This window comes from Escherichia sp. MOD1-EC6475 (genome assembly GCF_003046645.1).
In the GTDB taxonomy this organism is placed as follows: Bacteria; Pseudomonadota; Gammaproteobacteria; order Enterobacterales; family Enterobacteriaceae; genus Escherichia; species Escherichia ruysiae.
Window position 1 is genome coordinate 84335 of the sequence record NZ_PZKQ01000027.1, and the last position, 15826, is coordinate 100160.

At 53.0% G+C, this 15826-nt stretch carries 14 protein-coding genes; 6 read left to right on the top strand and 8 right to left on the bottom strand.

The window, feature by feature from the left end; genetic code table 11:
* Positions 1-8: 8 nt before the first annotated feature.
* Positions 9-1043 carry a UDP-glucuronate:LPS(HepIII) glycosyltransferase gene (waaH, locus tag A7589_RS09815; RefSeq protein ID WP_105282453.1) on the top strand — a complete coding sequence of 345 codons (1035 nt, stop codon included), beginning with the start codon at positions 9-11 and terminating at the stop codon, positions 1041-1043.
* On the opposite strand, the gene A7589_RS09820 is transcribed toward waaH, so the two are convergent.
* From A7589_RS09820 to gpmM, 3 genes are read right to left on the bottom strand one after another with little or no spacing between them, the layout of a single operon-like run.
* Positions 1030-1989: a divergent polysaccharide deacetylase family protein gene (locus A7589_RS09820; RefSeq protein ID WP_000483845.1), complete on the bottom strand. Its 960-nt coding sequence runs from the start codon at positions 1987-1989 to the stop codon at positions 1030-1032. The genes waaH and A7589_RS09820 overlap by 14 nt on opposite strands.
* A gap of 3 nt (positions 1990-1992) precedes the next feature.
* Positions 1993-3252, bottom strand: coding sequence for a murein hydrolase activator EnvC (gene envC / locus A7589_RS09825; protein WP_016159958.1), 1260 nt, complete (start codon positions 3250-3252; stop codon positions 1993-1995).
* 33 nt (positions 3253-3285) lie between these two features.
* Positions 3286-4830 carry a 2,3-bisphosphoglycerate-independent phosphoglycerate mutase gene (gene gpmM, locus A7589_RS09830; RefSeq protein ID WP_010357695.1) on the bottom strand — a complete coding sequence of 515 codons (1545 nt, stop codon included), beginning with the start codon at positions 4828-4830 and terminating at the stop codon, positions 3286-3288.
* 242 nt (positions 4831-5072) lie between these two features.
* Here gpmM and A7589_RS09840 point away from each other — a divergent pair, with 242 nt between their 5' ends.
* The 5 genes from A7589_RS09840 (at position 5073) to cysE (ending at position 8345) form a co-directional block, all read left to right on the top strand.
* Positions 5073-5504 carry a rhodanese-like domain-containing protein gene (locus A7589_RS09840; RefSeq protein WP_001156181.1) on the top strand — a complete coding sequence of 144 codons (432 nt, stop codon included), beginning with the start codon at positions 5073-5075 and terminating at the stop codon, positions 5502-5504.
* 139 nt (positions 5505-5643) lie between these two features.
* Positions 5644-5895 carry a glutaredoxin 3 gene (gene grxC, locus A7589_RS09845; protein WP_000024392.1) on the top strand — a complete coding sequence of 84 codons (252 nt, stop codon included), beginning with the start codon at positions 5644-5646 and terminating at the stop codon, positions 5893-5895.
* A 62-nt stretch (positions 5896-5957) separates the two neighbouring features.
* Entirely contained in the window at positions 5958-6425 is a 468-nt protein-coding gene (gene secB / locus A7589_RS09850) for a protein-export chaperone SecB (RefSeq protein WP_000003377.1), read from the top strand.
* Entirely contained in the window at positions 6425-7444 is a 1020-nt protein-coding gene (gene gpsA / locus A7589_RS09855) for an NAD(P)H-dependent glycerol-3-phosphate dehydrogenase (RefSeq protein ID WP_001076199.1), read from the top strand. Before secB ends, gpsA begins: the two co-directional genes overlap by 1 nt.
* Positions 7445-7523: 79 nt before the next feature.
* The gene (gene cysE, locus A7589_RS09860; RefSeq protein ID WP_001277564.1) at positions 7524-8345 is read left to right on the top strand and encodes a serine O-acetyltransferase; all 822 of its coding nucleotides are present in this window, start codon (positions 7524-7526) and stop codon (positions 8343-8345) included.
* Between the two features lie 55 nt (positions 8346-8400).
* Here the strand turns inward: cysE and trmL are convergent, their stop codons facing one another.
* From trmL to A7589_RS09890, 5 genes are all read right to left on the bottom strand, one after another.
* Positions 8401-8874, bottom strand: coding sequence for a tRNA (uridine(34)/cytosine(34)/5-carboxymethylaminomethyluridine(34)-2'-O)-methyltransferase TrmL (trmL, locus tag A7589_RS09865; protein WP_108188821.1), 474 nt, complete (start codon positions 8872-8874; stop codon positions 8401-8403).
* Between the two features lie 47 nt (positions 8875-8921).
* On the bottom strand, positions 8922-10112 hold the full coding sequence (lldD, locus tag A7589_RS09870; RefSeq protein ID WP_000586965.1) for a quinone-dependent L-lactate dehydrogenase: 1191 nt from the start codon (positions 10110-10112) through the stop codon (positions 8922-8924).
* A complete protein-coding gene (gene lldR / locus A7589_RS09875; RefSeq protein WP_010349909.1) occupies positions 10109-10885 on the bottom strand; it encodes a transcriptional regulator LldR in 777 nt (258 codons plus the stop codon). Before lldR ends, lldD begins: the two co-directional genes overlap by 4 nt.
* Entirely contained in the window at positions 10885-12540 is a 1656-nt protein-coding gene (gene lldP / locus A7589_RS09880; RefSeq protein ID WP_001055314.1) for an L-lactate permease, read from the bottom strand. The genes lldR and lldP overlap by 1 nt, the downstream gene beginning before the upstream one ends.
* A 427-nt stretch (positions 12541-12967) precedes the next feature.
* Positions 12968-15826 (bottom strand): YadA family autotransporter adhesin (locus A7589_RS09890; RefSeq protein WP_201261856.1); only part of this gene is annotated, 2859 nt, incomplete at its 5' end.

A 15826-nucleotide genomic window follows, 5' to 3' on the forward strand; every position in this document is an offset into this window, starting at 1 on the left:
GGTAATTTATGATGAACAGCACCAATAAACTTAGTGTTATTATCCCGTTATATAATGCGGGCGATGATTTCCGCACTTGTATGGAATCTTTAATCGCGCAAACCTGGACTGCTCTGGAAATCATTATTATTAACGATGGTTCAACGGATAATTCTGTTGAAATAGCAAAGCATTACGCAGAAAACTTTCCTCACGTTCGTTTGTTGCATCAGGCGAATGCTGGCGCATCGGTGGCGCGTAATCGCGGGATCGAGGCAGCGACGGGCAAATATGTTGCTTTTGTCGATGCTGATGATGAAGTCTATCCCACCATGTACGAAACGCTGATGACAATGGCGTTAGATGACGATCTCGATGTGGCGCAGTGCAATGCTGACTGGTGTTTTCGTGAAACGGGAGAAACCTGGCAATCTATCCCCATCGATCGCCTTCGCTCAACCGGCGTATTAACCGGCCCGGACTGGCTGCGGATGGGACTTTCTTCTCGCCGCTGGACTCACGTTGTCTGGATGGGTATTTATCGCCGCGACGTTATTGTGAAAAATAACATTAAATTTATTGTTGGATTACATCATCAGGATATTGTATGGACAACAGAATTTATGTTTAATGCGCTGCGTGTGCGATATACCGAACAATCGTTATATAAATATTATCTGCATAATACGTCAGTGAGTCGGTTGAATCGACAAGGGAATAAAAATCTTAATTATCAACGGCACTATATTAAAATTACCCGCCTGCTGGAGAAATTAAATAGAAATTATGCCGACAAAATTACGATTTATCCGGAATTTCATCAACAAATAACTTACGAAGCATTGCGCGTTTGCCATGCGGTGCGCAAAGAGCCGGATATTATTACCCGCCAGCGGATGATTGCCGAGATATTTACTTCCGGCATGTATAAACGTCTGATTACTAATGTCCGCAGCGTAAAGGTAGGTTATCAGGCATTACTGTGGTCTTTCCGCTTATGGCAATGGCGCGACAAAACACGGTCGCACCATCGCATTACGCGCAGCGCCTTTAATTTGCGCTAGCGTTAAACTTCGCCGCTTCGGGCTGTTTGCCCCAGCCCTGCCACTGATGCTGGAAGTAAACGATCAGCGTGCTTTGGCTGATGCTTTCGCTTAATACTTCAAAGAAGCGATTAGCATAAACAGGTTCTATCGGTTTCTTCGGTTTGCACAGCTTCACGCCACGGAACGGATTACGCGGTGCGTCGGGCACAGTGTTCTTCGGCGGTGTAGACGTATCGACCTGCGGTTCATTCAGCAAGCTGCTGGCTTTCACCAGCGTAATGTCTGGCGGCAGGTTATAAACCATCTGTTGCAATACGCGAACTGTTGAAGGGTGAGGATGACCAATGGCGATGGTTGAACCGTTGCGACGCGCCAGGTCAATTGCGCGATTGAACTGCATACGGATGTCCGCTTCGTTCTGGGAATCATCGAGAAACACTTTCCGTTTGATGACTTTTACGCCAGTACCTTGTGCGGCGCGCATCGCCTGGGTATTACCGATAGTCACACTGTCGAGGAAGTAAAGATTGTAACGCTCCAGCGCCTGCATCACTTTCTGCATACCAAAAAGGTTAGAGGTCATCTTGCTGCCCATGTGGTTGTTGATCCCCACGGCATAGGGCACGTTATTGACCGCGCTGCGAATAATGCGCTCAATCTCGTCGCTGCTCATCTCCGGGCGCAGCGTATTTTTCTCCAGCGGCTGCTTACTCAGCGGTGCCATCGGTAGATGAATCAATACTTCGTGACCGCTGTTATGCGCTTTAGTCGCCATCTCTCTGGCGTGTGGCGAGTCGGGTAACACGGCGACAGAGATAGCGGAGGGCATCGCCAGCACCTGGTTTTCGTTGTGCGGGCGATAACCAAAATCATCAATGACGATGGCAAGTTTGCCAGCAAGTACAGGGGAGGAGAGAGCCAACAGAGCGGCAAATGCAAGAACGTTACGACGAAATGGAAACAAAACTTATCTTCCCAACCACGGCTGTGGATTGACCGCCTGACCCTGGCGGCGAATTTCGAAATAGAGTGAAGGCCGACCCTGACCGCCACTGCTGCCCACCAGTGCAATTGGCTGACCCGCGCGAACCTGCGAACCAACGCTCACCAGTGCGCTCTGATTATAGCCATAAAGGCTCATATCGCCTTTACCGTGCTCAACCACCACCACCAGGCCGTAGCCTTGCAGCCAGTCAGCCAGAATCACCCGACCGTCGGCAATCGCTTTAACTTCAGTACCTTCAGAGGCACCAATCACCATCCCTTTCCAGCGCAGCTCACCCTGTAGCTGTTCGCCATAGCGGTGCAGCGTCGGCCCGCGAACCGGCCAGAATGCCTGACCACGCGGCGCACCCAGACCACCGGTTCGGGACATCAGTGATTTTTCGCTTTCAGTCGGTTTGTAGGTGGTGCCTTTGCGCGTCGCTTCTTTTTGCCTGTCGCGAACAGCCTGAGCCTCACGCGCTTCTCGTTCAGCACGTGCTTTCGCTGCCGCTTCTGCACGAGCAATGCTATTGCGCAGACGAGATTCGTTGGCGCGCAGTTCACTTAGCTGCTGCTGACCTTGTTGAATGGAAGACTCCAGCCCTGCCAGCGTCTTCTTACGCTCGTTCAGCGCCTGGGTCAGCTTCGCCTGCTGAGCGCGTTGTTCGTATAACAGCGTTTGTTGCTCGCTCTGTTTCTCTTCCAGCTCGGCGCGCTGCATGGCGACTTCTGCGCGTGTTTGCTTCAGTTCGGCGATGGTTTCTTGTCGCGCCTGGTTGAGATAGCCGAAATAAGCCTGTAAACGCTGACCGCGCTGGCTTTCTTCACCGCTGAGAATGAGCTGTATACCCGTATGCTCACCCTGGCGAAATGCGGCGTCCAGTTGCGCAGCGAGACTGCGTTCCTGAGCCGCTTTTTGCTGTTCCAGTTTGGCAATCGAGGCGTTCATCTCATCAATCTGTTTATTCAGTTGATTGAGAGTATTTTGCGTTTCGCGCAGCTTACGAGTGGCTTCGGAGATCGCCTCTTCCTGCTTTTTCAATTGTGCCAGCAGGCTTGAGCGTTGTTGCTGTTGTTGGCGTACCGCACGCTCTTTGGCAGCGATATCAGCCTGAATAGACTTGAGTTGGTCACGGTCATCCGCGTGGGCAGAAAAAGTGCACAACAATACGCCAGCGCAAAGAACGCTGGCGTAAATGATGGGCCTGACTGCAAACCTGCGCGGTTTCGTGGCCCGTGTCATGGTATTAATCGCCTTTCCCCTCATGGGGAGGGATTATTCCACGATGAACAGCGGCTTACCAGTCATCTCTTGCGGGATTTCCATACCCATTAAAGAGAGCATGGTCGGCGCGATGTCAGAAAGTTTGCCACCTTCAACTGCTTTCACGTTCTTATCGCCAACGTAAATCAGCGGAACAGGCAGGTTGGTATGCGCCGTGTGAGCCTGACCAGTAGCCGGATCGCGCATCTGTTCAGCGTTACCGTGGTCAGCGGTGATTAGCAGTTGTCCACCCACGGACTCAACAGCTTTGGTCACTTCTGCCACGCAGTGATCCAGTGCTTCAACCGCTTTAACCGCAGCTTCCATCACCCCGGTGTGACCTACCATGTCGCCGTTCGGATAGTTACAGATGATGGTGTCGTATTTGCCGCTCTTAATTGCCGCAACCAGCTTCTCGGTCAGTTCAGCGGAACTCATTTCCGGCTGCAAATCGTAAGTAGCCACTTTCGGTGAGTTGATCAGAATGCGATCTTCGCCTTTGAACGACTCTTCTACGCCACCGTTGAAGAAGAAAGTGACGTGGGCATATTTTTCGGTTTCGGAAATACGCAGCTGAGTTTTGTCGTTTTTCGCCATCCACTCGCCGAAGGTGTTAACCAGAGAGGCTGGTGGGTAAGCAACGGCGGTTTTGATGTCGGCGGCGTATTCGGTCAGCATCACGAAATCGATGTTAACCACTTTCTTACGCGCGAAGCCGTCGAAATCAGCGTTTACAAATGCACGAGTGATTTCACGCGCGCGGTCAGCGCGGAAGTTCATGAAAATCAGCGCATCGCCGTCTTCCATCGCTGCATCTGGCTGGCCTTCAGCACGAATAACGGTCGCTTTCACGAACTCGTCGTTTTCGTCGCGAGCATAAGCGGCCTGCAAACCAGCAACGGCGGTATCAGCCTGGAACTCACCCTGCGCCAGAGTCAGCAGGTCATAAGCTTTTTCAACGCGATCCCAACGGTTATCGCGATCCATCGCGTAGTAACGACCAATGATGGACGCTACGCGGCCTTTACCCAGCGCGGCAAATTTCTCTTCGAATTTTTTCAGCGAGGATTCAGCACTGCGCGGTGGGGTGTCACGACCGTCAAGGAATGCGTGCAGGTAGATTTTCTCTGCGCCACGTTCAGCTGCCAGCTCTACCATTGCCATGATGTGATCTTCGTGGCTGTGTACACCGCCTGCGGAGAGCAGACCCATGATGTGTACCGCTTTGCCCGCGTTTTTCGCTTTATCTACCGCGCCAGTCAGCGTCGGGTTGGCGAAGAAAGCGCGATCTTTGATTTCAACGTCCAGACGAGTCAGGTCCTGATACACGATGCGGCCGGCACCCAGGTTAACGTGACCTACTTCGGAGTTACCCATCTGACGGTCAGGCAGACCGACTTCCAGACCGGAAGCGTCGATCAGGGTATGCGGACGATTGGCCCACAGTGCATCCATTACCGGGGTTTTAGCACTAAAAATGGCGTTATCCTGCTGTTCTTCGCGATAGCCATAGCCATCCAGAATCACCAGTACCATAGGTTTTTTAGAAACCGACATTGCGACAACCTCATACTCAAGAGTCAAAATTTGCGTAATTTTACTACAGCTGAATCGATAAAATAGCCTCTGAAGATCAAAATATACGACCGCTCGCGGCAAGCTGATGCCAGATTTGCGATTTTTTTTCGTAGCGTGCCGCAAAATTGCATTCCAGTGCACGCGCTGGCTGTATTTGCCGCAACGCGCAGGTATACTCCTTCCCTGGTTTTTAATCACTACGTCGGGAGTTATTACCCCCCATGCAAGAAATTATGCAATTTGTTGGCCGTCATCCCATACTGAGTATCGCCTGGATCGCGTTACTGGTGGCGGTTCTTGTTACTACGTTTAAGAGCCTGACCTCGAAAGTGAAGGTAATTACTCGTGGTGAAGCTACGCGTCTGATCAACAAAGAAGACGCAGTGGTTGTGGATTTACGTCAGCGTGATGACTTCCGTAAAGGCCATATCGCAGGTTCTATCAATCTGTTGCCGAGCGAAATCAAAGCCAACAATGTTGGTGAACTTGAGAAGCACAAAGACAAACCGGTTATCGTGGTAGACGGTTCTGGTATGCAGTGCCAGGAGCCTGCAAACGCGCTGACGAAAGCAGGGTTTGCGCAAGTATTCGTGCTGAAAGAAGGCGTCGCTGGCTGGGCTGGTGAAAACTTGCCTCTGGTGCGCGGCAAATAATTTACCTGTCATCTTTCATGCCGCAGGCAGTTAGCTGTAATTAGACCCCCAGCGACTTATTGATATAAGCTTCTGGGGACACACTATTTGTCGCTACCCTGCAACATAAAACTACAGGTAAAAAAACAGGAGCTAAGTTATGGCCAATGTTGAAATCTATACCAAAGAAACCTGCCCGTATTGCCATCGTGCGAAAGCACTGCTGAGCAGCAAGGGCGTGAGTTTTCAGGAGCTACCGATTGATGGCAACGCCGCTAAGCGTGAAGAGATGATCAAACGCAGTGGTCGCACCACGGTTCCGCAGATTTTTATTGACGCACAGCACATTGGCGGCTGTGACGACTTGTATGCATTGGATGCACGTGGTGGACTGGATCCCCTGCTGAAATAACGTATTAACGTTGGCATTACACTGCGCAGTATTTAAGGACAACACTTAAGGGTTTTCTACACATGTCAGAACAAAACAACACCGAAATGACCTTCCAGATCCAGCGTATTTATACCAAGGATATTTCTTTCGAAGCGCCGAACGCGCCGCACGTTTTCCAGAAAGATTGGCAGCCAGAAGTTAAACTTGATCTGGATACGGCATCTTCTCAACTGGCAGATGACGTTTACGAAGTGGTACTGCGTGTTACCGTAACGGCATCTCTGGGTGAAGAAACCGCGTTCCTGTGCGAAGTTCAGCAGGGCGGTATTTTCTCCATCGCGGGTATCGAAGGCACCCAGATGGCACATTGCCTGGGCGCATACTGCCCGAACATTCTGTTCCCGTATGCTCGTGAGTGTATCACCAGCATGGTATCTCGCGGTACGTTCCCGCAACTGAACCTTGCGCCGGTTAACTTCGATGCGCTGTTCATGAACTATTTACAGCAGCAGGCTGGCGAAGGTACTGAAGAACATCAGGATGCCTGATGAACCAACGTAATGCTTCAATGACTGTGATCGGTGCCGGCTCGTACGGCACCGCTCTTGCCATTACCCTGGCAAGAAATGGCCACGAGGTTGTCCTCTGGGGCCATGACCCTGAACATATCGCGACGCTTGAACGTGACCGCTGTAACGCCGCGTTTCTCCCCGATGTGCCTTTTCCCGATACGCTTCACCTTGAAAGCGATCTCGCCACCGCACTGGCAGCCAGCCGTAATATTCTCGTCGTCGTACCCAGCCATGTCTTTGGTGAAGTGCTGCGCCAGATTAAACCGCTGATGCGTCCTGATGCGCGCCTGGTGTGGGCGACAAAAGGACTGGAAGCGGAAACCGGACGTCTGTTACAGGACGTAGCGCGCGAGGCGTTAGGCGATCAAATTCCACTGGCGGTTATCTCTGGCCCAACTTTTGCGAAAGAACTGGCGGCAGGTTTACCGACGGCCATTTCGCTGGCTTCTACCGATCAAACCTTTGCTGATGACCTCCAGCAACTGTTGCACTGTGGCAAAAGTTTCCGTGTTTACAGCAACCCGGATTTCATTGGTGTCCAGCTTGGCGGCGCGGTGAAAAACGTCATTGCGATTGGTGCCGGCATGTCCGACGGTATCGGCTTCGGGGCGAATGCGCGAACGGCGCTGATCACCCGTGGTCTGGCTGAAATGTCGCGTCTGGGCACGGCGCTGGGCGCCGATCCTGCCACCTTTATGGGCATGGCAGGTCTGGGCGATCTGGTGCTTACCTGTACCGACAACCAGTCGCGTAACCGCCGTTTTGGCATGATGCTCGGTCAGGGCATGGATGTACAAAGCGCGCAGGAGAAGATTGGTCAGGTGGTTGAAGGCTACCGCAATACGAAAGAAGTCCGCGAGTTGGCACATCGCTTCGGCGTTGAAATGCCAATAACCGAGGAAATTTATCAAGTATTATATTGCGGAAAAAACGCGCGCGAGGCAGCATTGACTTTATTAGGTCGTGCACGCAAGGACGAGCGAAGCAGCCACTAAACCCAGGGAACCTTTGTTACCGCTATGACCCGGCTCGCGCAGAACGAGCCGGTCATTATCTCATCGTGTGGAGTAAGCAATGTCGTGTGAAGAACTGGAAATTGTCTGGAACAATATTAAAGCGGAAGCCAGAACGCTGGCGGACTGTGAGCCAATGCTGGCCAGTTTTTACCACGCAACGCTACTCAAGCATGAAAACCTTGGCAGTGCATTGAGCTACATGCTGGCGAACAAGCTGTCATCGCCGATTATGCCTGCTATTGCTATTCGTGAAGTCGTTGAAGAAGCCTACGCCGCCGACCCTGAAATGATCGCTTCTGCGGCCTGCGATATTCAGGCGGTGCGCACCCGCGACCCGGCAGTCGATAAATACTCAACCCCCTTGTTATACCTGAAAGGTTTTCATGCCTTGCAGGCGTATCGCATCGGTCACTGGCTGTGGAATCAGGGGCGTCGCGCACTGGCTATTTTTCTGCAAAATCAGGTGTCTGTGACTTTTCAGGTCGATATTCACCCAGCGGCAAAAATTGGTCGCGGTATCATGCTCGACCACGCGACAGGCATCGTCGTTGGTGAAACAGCGGTGATTGAAAACGACGTGTCGATTCTGCAATCCGTCACTCTTGGCGGTACGGGCAAAACCAGCGGCGACCGTCACCCAAAAATTCGTGAAGGCGTGATGATTGGCGCGGGCGCGAAAATCCTTGGCAATATTGAAGTCGGGCGCGGTGCGAAGATTGGCGCGGGTTCTGTAGTGCTGCAACCAGTGCCGCCGCATACCACCGCTGCTGGCGTTCCGGCACGCATTGTCGGTAAACCAGACAGCGATAAGCCATCAATGGATATGGATCAGCATTTCAACGGCATTCACCATACGTTTGAGTATGGGGATGGGATCTGACGTCCTGCGATCGTGCCGGATGCGATGCTAACGCATCTTATCCGGCCTGGCGAAACTAATCTCTTAATACAGCTCCCGGATACCCCAACTGCCGCCAGGCTTCATACACCACGACCGACACCGCATTGGACAGGTTCATGCTGCGGCTGTCCGGCACCATCGGAATCCGAATTTTTTGTTCAGCGGGCAGGGCATCAAGAATGCTCGCTGGCAGACCGCGTGTTTCCGGACCGAACATCAGATAGTCACCATCCTGATAGCTTACGGCGCTATGGGTGGGCGTACCTTTCGTGGTGAGGGCAAACAGACGCTGGGGATTTTCTGCTTCGAGGAACGCGCTATAGTCATGATGACGCGTAACGGCGGTAAACTCGTGATAGTCCAGCCCCGCGCGGCGCAGGCGCTTATCGTCCCAGGCAAATCCCATCGGTTCGATGATATGCATACGAAAGCCGGTATTGGCGCAAAGACGGATGATGTTGCCAGTGTTTGGCGGAATTTCTGGTTCGTAAAGTACGATGTTTAGCATACTGCCCCCTTAGTGCGGGGGCAGGATAGCAGATATTCATCTAACCCTTAAGCTGCATTCCCTTTCGCCATCGGAGCCAGCGCCGTCGGCAACTCTTTGCCCAACCCCTGCACCAGCGAATCTTGCGTAATTTCACCGATCGATTTCGCGCCAGTCAGTGTCATTGCCACTTTCATCTCTTTCTCGATCAGGTTCAGCAAGTTCGCCACGCCCGTCTGGCCCGCTGTTGCCAGCGCATACAGGAAAGCACGACCCAGCAGTACGGTATCGGCACCGAGCGCGATCATACGCACAACATCAAGCCCGTTACGAATGCCGCTATCTGCCAGAATGGCGATATCGCCTTTCACCGCATCCGCAATAGCAGGCAGCGCACGGGCAGAAGAGAGTACGCCATCTAACTGGCGGCCGCCGTGGTTAGAAACCACAATCCCGTCAGCGCCAAAACGCACTGCATCACGCGCATCTTCCGGGTCGAGGATCCCTTTGATCACCATCGGACCATCCCAGAAATCGCGGATCCACTCAAGGTCTTTCCATGAGATGGACGGATCGAAGTTATTTCCCAGCCAGCCGATGTAATCTTCCAGTCCGGTCGGTTTGCCGAGGTAAGCCGAAATATTACCTAAATCATGCGGACGACCGTTCAGGCCGACATCCCACGCCCATTGCGGATGCGTCACCGCCTGCAAGTAGCGGCGCATTGCGGCATTCGAGCCGCTCATACCAGAGTGTGCGTCACGATAACGTGCGCCTGGCGTCGGCATATCCACAGTGAAAACCAGTGTCGAACAGCCCGCCGCTTTTGCCCGTTCCAGCGCGTTACGCATAAAGCCGCGATCGCGCAGCACATAAAGCTGGAACCACATCGGACGTTTGATAGCTGGAGCGACTTCTTCAATCGGGCAAACTGAAACCGTTGAGAGAGTAAACGGAATGCCGTGAGCATCAGCCGCTTTGGCAGCCTGAACTTCACCGCGACGTGCATACATGCCGCACAAACCCACCGGAGCCAGCGCCACCGGCATCGACAGCTTTTCATTAAACAGCGTCGTTTCCAGGCTTAAGTCGGACATGTTTTTCAGAATGCGTTGGCGCAGCGCCACTTCTGACAAATCCTCCACGTTGCGGCGCAGCGTGTATTCAGAATATGCGCCACCATCCATATAGTGGAACAGGAACGGCGGCAGAATGCGTTGCGCTGCGGCGCGATAATCGCTGGCTGCGGAAATAATCATGCGTTTTTCTCCCTCGAATGCTCATTATGCTCACCGGGCAGGCGGGTAATGCGTGCACGGCGAGCCTGATCTTCATCGAATCGTTTCATGGTGGTGTGGACAAAGCTGAGGTGCGCCATCATTGCTTTACGCGCACCGTCGGCATCACCGGCAAAAATGGCGTTAATGACCGCCTGATGCTGTTCAGTCAGTTGCGAAAAAACGGGCGGCACCAGATACATCCGCTGACGACTTTGCATCACTGAAGATTGCAGGACATCAAAGAAACCGCGCATGGTTTGCAGCAGCACGATGTTATGTGAGGCTTCGGCAATTGCCAGATGAAAACGAACGTCCGCTTGCGAGGCGAGATCCGGGTCTTCACTCAGCGTCGCTTCAAAGCATAGCTGTATCTTTTCTTTATCGGCTTGTGTGGCACGCATTGCTGCGTGCCAGGCGGTGCTGGCCTCAATGGCGTAGCGGGCTTCCAGAATATCGAAGCTGTAATCCGGATCATCAGCCATCAGCGTTTTCAGCGGCTGGACGATGTTTTGCTCCGACCACGCGTCATGGCGCCAGCGGATAAACGTCCCGCCACCGCGTCGACTAAGAAGCACACCTTCACTGACCAGTTTCGCCAGCGCCTCGCGTAGCGAATTACGCGACACGCCGAGCTGCATCGCCAGTTGGCGTTCAGCGGGCAATTTCATGCCCGGTTCCAGATTTTGTTCATCAATCAGCGCCCGCACACGGGAAGCAACCTCGTCTGACAGGCGTCTGGGTATAACCATCATTACGGAATCATCCACGTTAAGACGTAGGCCTGAAGCGTGGTCATCACGCCCACCATACAGGTGAAGATCAGGCTGTGTTTGACAGTAAAGCGGAACAGATCTGACTCTTTACCCACCAGGCCTACCGCCGCACAGGCAATGGCGATGGACTGCGGAGAGATCATCTTGCCGGTGACGCCGCCGGTGGTGTTGGCAGCAACCAGCAACAGATCAGAGACGCCAATTTGTTGTGCTGCGGTGGCTTGCAGCGCGGCAAACAGGGCGTTAGATGACGTATCCGATCCGGTCAGGAATACCCCCAGCCAGCCGAGGAACGGCGAGAAGAAGGTGAATGCATGACCGGTGTGCGCCAGTGCCAGCGCCAGCGTTGACGACAGCCCGGAATAGTTTGAGATAAAGGCGAAAGCCAGCACCATGCCGATGGAGTAGATGGGTAGCGCCAGTTCTTTCAGTGTGCTGCCGAAGGTGCTGATGGCGTCAGAGGGTTTCATCTTCAGCCAGACGATAGAGAGCAGCGCAGCAAACAGAATGGCGGTTCCGGTGGCAGAGAACCAGTCAAACTTAAATACGGCGGCGTAGGCAGTGGCTTCGCTGACCACCGGCGGCATACGGGCAACCAGCTTGTCGAGATACGGCACCGGAATGTTGATGACCCACTCATACAGCGCGCCACCCGAAGCGAACAGGGCTTTAAACGGCGGAATACTCCACAGCGTTACGGTGGCGGTCAGGAACAGGAACGGTGTCCAGGCACGCAACACCTGACCCGCCGTATAACCGGTATGAGCCAGCGTCATATCAACTTGCGATGCACCCAGATCGCCGAAGCGGAAAACGCGCACTGGCTGCCAACGTTTCAGGAACAGTGTCAGGCAGAGCAGCGATACCAGCGAAGAGATAATGTCCGGCAGTTCTGGCCCAATAAAGTTAGAGCTAAGGTACTGTGCGATGGCAAACGAGCCACCCGCAACCACGACCGCAGGCCACGTCTCTTTGATACCGCGCCAGCCATCCATAATCGCCATGATCCAGAACAGGACGATAATGGTCATAAACGGTAGCTGACGACCCACCATCTGGCCAATCTCAAAGCTGTCGATGCCTGTCACCTGTCCGGCAACCAGAATCGGAATGCCCATCGCGCCAAATGCCACCGGCGCGGTGTTAACAATCAGGCACAGCCCGGCGGCGTACAGCGGTTTAAAGCCCAGCCCGACCAGCAATGCGGCGGTAATTGCCACTGGTGCGCCAAAGCCTGCGGCACCTTCGAGAAATGCGCCGAAACAGAAACCGACGATCAGCATTTGCAGGCGCTGGTCAGGGGTTATTGAAAGAATAGATGAGCGGATGATGTCAAACTGTCCGGTTTTCACCGAGATCTTATAGACGAACACCGCTGCAATAATGATCCACGCGATGGGCCACAAGCCGTAGAAGAATCCATAAACCACTGAGGCCAGCGCATTGGCGACCGGCATTTTGTAGAACAATAGCGCGACGGTCAGAGCGATAACGACTGTCCATGTGGCGGCGACATAGCCTTTTAGTTTGAGCTTAATAAGCGCAAAGAAAAAAAACAGGATGGGAAGCGATGCTATCAGGCTGGAAAGCCAGATATTCCCGGCGGGATCGTAGTTTTGTTGCCAGAGATTCATTGCAGGTCTCCTGGAGGCCACGCACATTGTGTGATGAGTCTGTTGCTCATCTGCTTGTCACACGTTGTGTAAAAGTGGCACTGCCAATTTTGTTGTGTAGGGATAATGACAATGAATGGTTAACTAAATGTTATGTATTGGCAACGTTAATGTGAGTTTTAATTGGGGAACTGTGAACCAGTGGTCAGATAAGCGAAGAATTGGTAGGGCCAATTCCTGGTGGAGGGAGATGTCTGGTAAAGAAAAGGGCAATCCTCATCAGAGAATTGCCCTTAGATTGTTGACCCGGAGCGCCTTATCTTGCCGGATGCGGCGTGAACACCTTACTCGGCCTATAGGAATGTGCAGAATCACCCTGTAGGCCTGATAAGCGTAGCGCATCAGGCAATTTGGCGTTTGCCCTTCGTCACACTAACTTAATGAGTCATTACCACTGAATACCGGCACCGAGTGCGGCGGAGTATTCACCCTGGCTATTGGTACTACCTTGTAATTTGTAGACCCAACGACCGTTGGCGCTCACCATCGACACACCTAAAGCAACTGCCGATTCACCGTTGTAAGTACCGCCACCAATGGAGGCCATGCTGGCACCCGGCGTGTAAGCCTGCGGCAGACCGGTCATCGCCATTGCAGAAGCGATACCACCGCTCAACTTGCTTTCGGTTTTAGACAGTTTGTTATCCATCTCAACCATGCGCTGATCAGTGTATTGCTTCGTTTCCTGCACGCTTTGCTTCAACTGCGCGTAGTTCACCGCGTCGTTGTTTTCCACGCCAGCGGAAACGTTGCTGATGCGAGTTGTACCGCCCTTGCCACCACCGAGAGTGATGTTGCTGTAGTCTACAGAGCCGTCAGCGTTGGTGTTATAGCGCACACCGCCTGCTTCAGAAGACTTCAACTGCGCAACGTTAACCGCGTCGGTAGCATTTTTACCAGCGGCAACGTTGGTGATACGGCGTTGGTTAGTGGAAGAACCTACGGAGATCGTATTTTCTTCGTTTGCCACAGAGCCAGTGCCCAGCGCGACGCTGTTATCAGCGGCAGCAATAGAGCCAGAGCCAATCGCGACACTATCTTTACCCTGCGCGTTAGCATCTACGCCATCGGTGTTGGTCTTGAAGTACTTGGTGCTACCGGTAGTTACGATATCGGCAACGCCATTTTCAAGGGTAGTCACACGCGAATCGAGATTAGTTACCTGATTATTCAGGTTAGTAATGCTCTGGGTGTTCTGGGAAACCTGCGCGTCTGTCACTTTCAACTGACCCACGTTAACCGCATCGGTATCCGCTGAACCCGCTGCGACGTTGGTGATCTGACGTTGACCATCGTCACTGCCAACAGAGAACTCACCCACAGAGTTCTGCGGTGCGTCCATGTTGTAGGCGGTGTAGCCAGTCTGAGCGCCACGGGTAGTCTGTGAACCATTACCCATTGCAATACTGTTTGCATGGTTGGCGCGTGCGTTAGAACCGATAGCAATACCGTTGATGGCATCTGACAGAACCAGAGTGTTCAGGCCGATACCAATACCCGCGTCAGCATTAACGGTCGTTTTCGCACCCATCGCCAGCGAGTCAGTACCTACCGCCAGTGAATCTTCTTCCGTTGAGTTGGCATGGTAGTACTTGGTCGGCGTGGTGGCGACCGCTCCAATGGCATTTTGCAACTGGCGAACGGTCACAGCGTCATGCGCTTCGGAACCATCGGCAACGTTGATGATTTGACGATATTTACCATCATCGCCAATCGACAATGCGCCAAGCAGTTCGCCGTCTGTGGTGTCGTAACCAATCACAACGCCTTCTTCGGTTACGCTGGTGGCACGAGAGCTTTTAGCAATCACACGGCTGGAAACAGAACTGCTACCCAGCGCAATACCGGTATCAACGGTGCTGCTACTGTTCTGACCAATCGCGACACTGCTTTCGCCGGAAGCGACAGCGTTATAACCCACTGCCGTCGCGCCTGCACCAGAGGCGCTGGCATCCATAAAGGTTAAGCCAGCGTCATTGGTACGCGCATAGTTCAGACCCGCACCGTTCTCTTCGATGTACGTTGCGTCAGTATTACCGGCAATCTGGTTAATGAGCTGAGAGTTCTGGGTGATCAACGTTTGTGTGGCAAACAGTTGTGAACCATTGACCGCGTCAGTGCTGTCTTCACCAATATTACCATCGGCAACGTTAGTGATAATGCTGGCTTTGCCGTCGCGGCTGGCGCTGAACGCACCATCTTCACCGGCGGTTGCGTCCCAGAGCAGTGCATCATCCAGGGTTGAGTCGATCGCGTCCAGAGCATCACCGACGTTATTGTAATCGGTGTTGGCAATGGAGTACGTCGGCGCACTGATGCTACCGTCAGCATTTACTGCGGCACCACCGCCCAGAGCATCAACAACAGAGTTGCTCACACCGTAGAGTTGTCCACCATTGATGGCATCGGTACTGGTTTCAGAAACGACGCCGCTTGCGACATTGGTAATTTTGCTGGCATTGCCACCGTGACCGGCGCTGAATGCACTTGCAGTTTCATCCCACAGCAGAGCGTCGCCCAGTGAAGTGCTAAATGATGTGTTAATCGCCGACAGGGCATCACCTACGTTATCGTAGCTGGTGTTACCGATAGTGTACGACGGGCCAGTAAATACACCGTTTTCATCAACTGAGGCGTTACCGCCAAAATAGTCTGCCAGTGAATCACTTAGGCTAAACAGTTGCCCACCGTTAACGGCGTCAGTACTGGTAGACGATATTGTTCCAGCGGTGACATTAGTGATTTTGCTGGTGGCTTCGGTGCCGTGTGCGGCAGTAAATGCGCCTGTGGTGTCATCCCATTTCAGCGCATCTTCACCGAGGTTGTTCACTGTATCGGTCAGGTTGTTGATGTTGGTGGTGTTAGCAGCGATGTTAGTGGTGTTGGTTGCCACGTTGTCGTTAGTGGTTTTCAACTGAGAGCCGTTAACGGCATCTTTACTGTCAACAGTCAAATCACCGTCTTTAACGTTAGTGATTTTGTTGGTGTCATCGGTGCCGTGTTTGGCGGTGAATGCACCTGAGGCGTCATCCCATGCCAGCGCATCCGCGCCAAGGTTAGTTACCGTATCCGCCAGGTTGGCGACACTGGCGGTGTTGGCGGCAACGTCCTTCGTCAGCTTAGTGATATTGGTGGTGTTGTTTGCAACATCGCCGGTCCGGTCGCTGGTATTAGTGGTGTTGGTTGCCACGTTTTCGTTAGTGGTTTTCAAATTAGAACCGTTGATGGGCTCGTTACTGTTCTCGTT

Bases quoted from the DNA above. Each gene is read 5' to 3' on its own strand.
- waaH (WP_105282453.1), top strand. From the start codon at position 9: ATGATGAACAGCACCAATAAACTTAGTGTTATTATCCCGTTATATAAT.
- envC (WP_016159958.1), bottom strand. From the start codon at position 3,252: ATGACACGGGCCACGAAACCGCGCAGGTTTGCAGTCAGGCCCATCATT.
- gpmM (WP_010357695.1), bottom strand. From the start codon at position 4,830: ATGTCGGTTTCTAAAAAACCTATGGTACTGGTGATTCTGGATGGCTAT.
- A7589_RS09840 (WP_001156181.1), top strand. From the start codon at position 5,073: ATGCAAGAAATTATGCAATTTGTTGGCCGTCATCCCATACTGAGTATC.
- grxC (WP_000024392.1), top strand. From the start codon at position 5,644: ATGGCCAATGTTGAAATCTATACCAAAGAAACCTGCCCGTATTGCCAT.
- secB (WP_000003377.1), top strand. From the start codon at position 5,958: ATGTCAGAACAAAACAACACCGAAATGACCTTCCAGATCCAGCGTATT.
- gpsA (WP_001076199.1), top strand. From the start codon at position 6,425: ATGAACCAACGTAATGCTTCAATGACTGTGATCGGTGCCGGCTCGTAC.
- cysE (WP_001277564.1), top strand. From the start codon at position 7,524: ATGTCGTGTGAAGAACTGGAAATTGTCTGGAACAATATTAAAGCGGAA.
- trmL (WP_108188821.1), bottom strand. From the start codon at position 8,874: ATGCTAAACATCGTACTTTACGAACCAGAAATTCCGCCAAACACTGGC.
- lldD (WP_000586965.1), bottom strand. From the start codon at position 10,112: ATGATTATTTCCGCAGCCAGCGATTATCGCGCCGCAGCGCAACGCATT.
- lldR (WP_010349909.1), bottom strand. From the start codon at position 10,885: ATGATGGTTATACCCAGACGCCTGTCAGACGAGGTTGCTTCCCGTGTG.
- lldP (WP_001055314.1), bottom strand. From the start codon at position 12,540: ATGAATCTCTGGCAACAAAACTACGATCCCGCCGGGAATATCTGGCTT.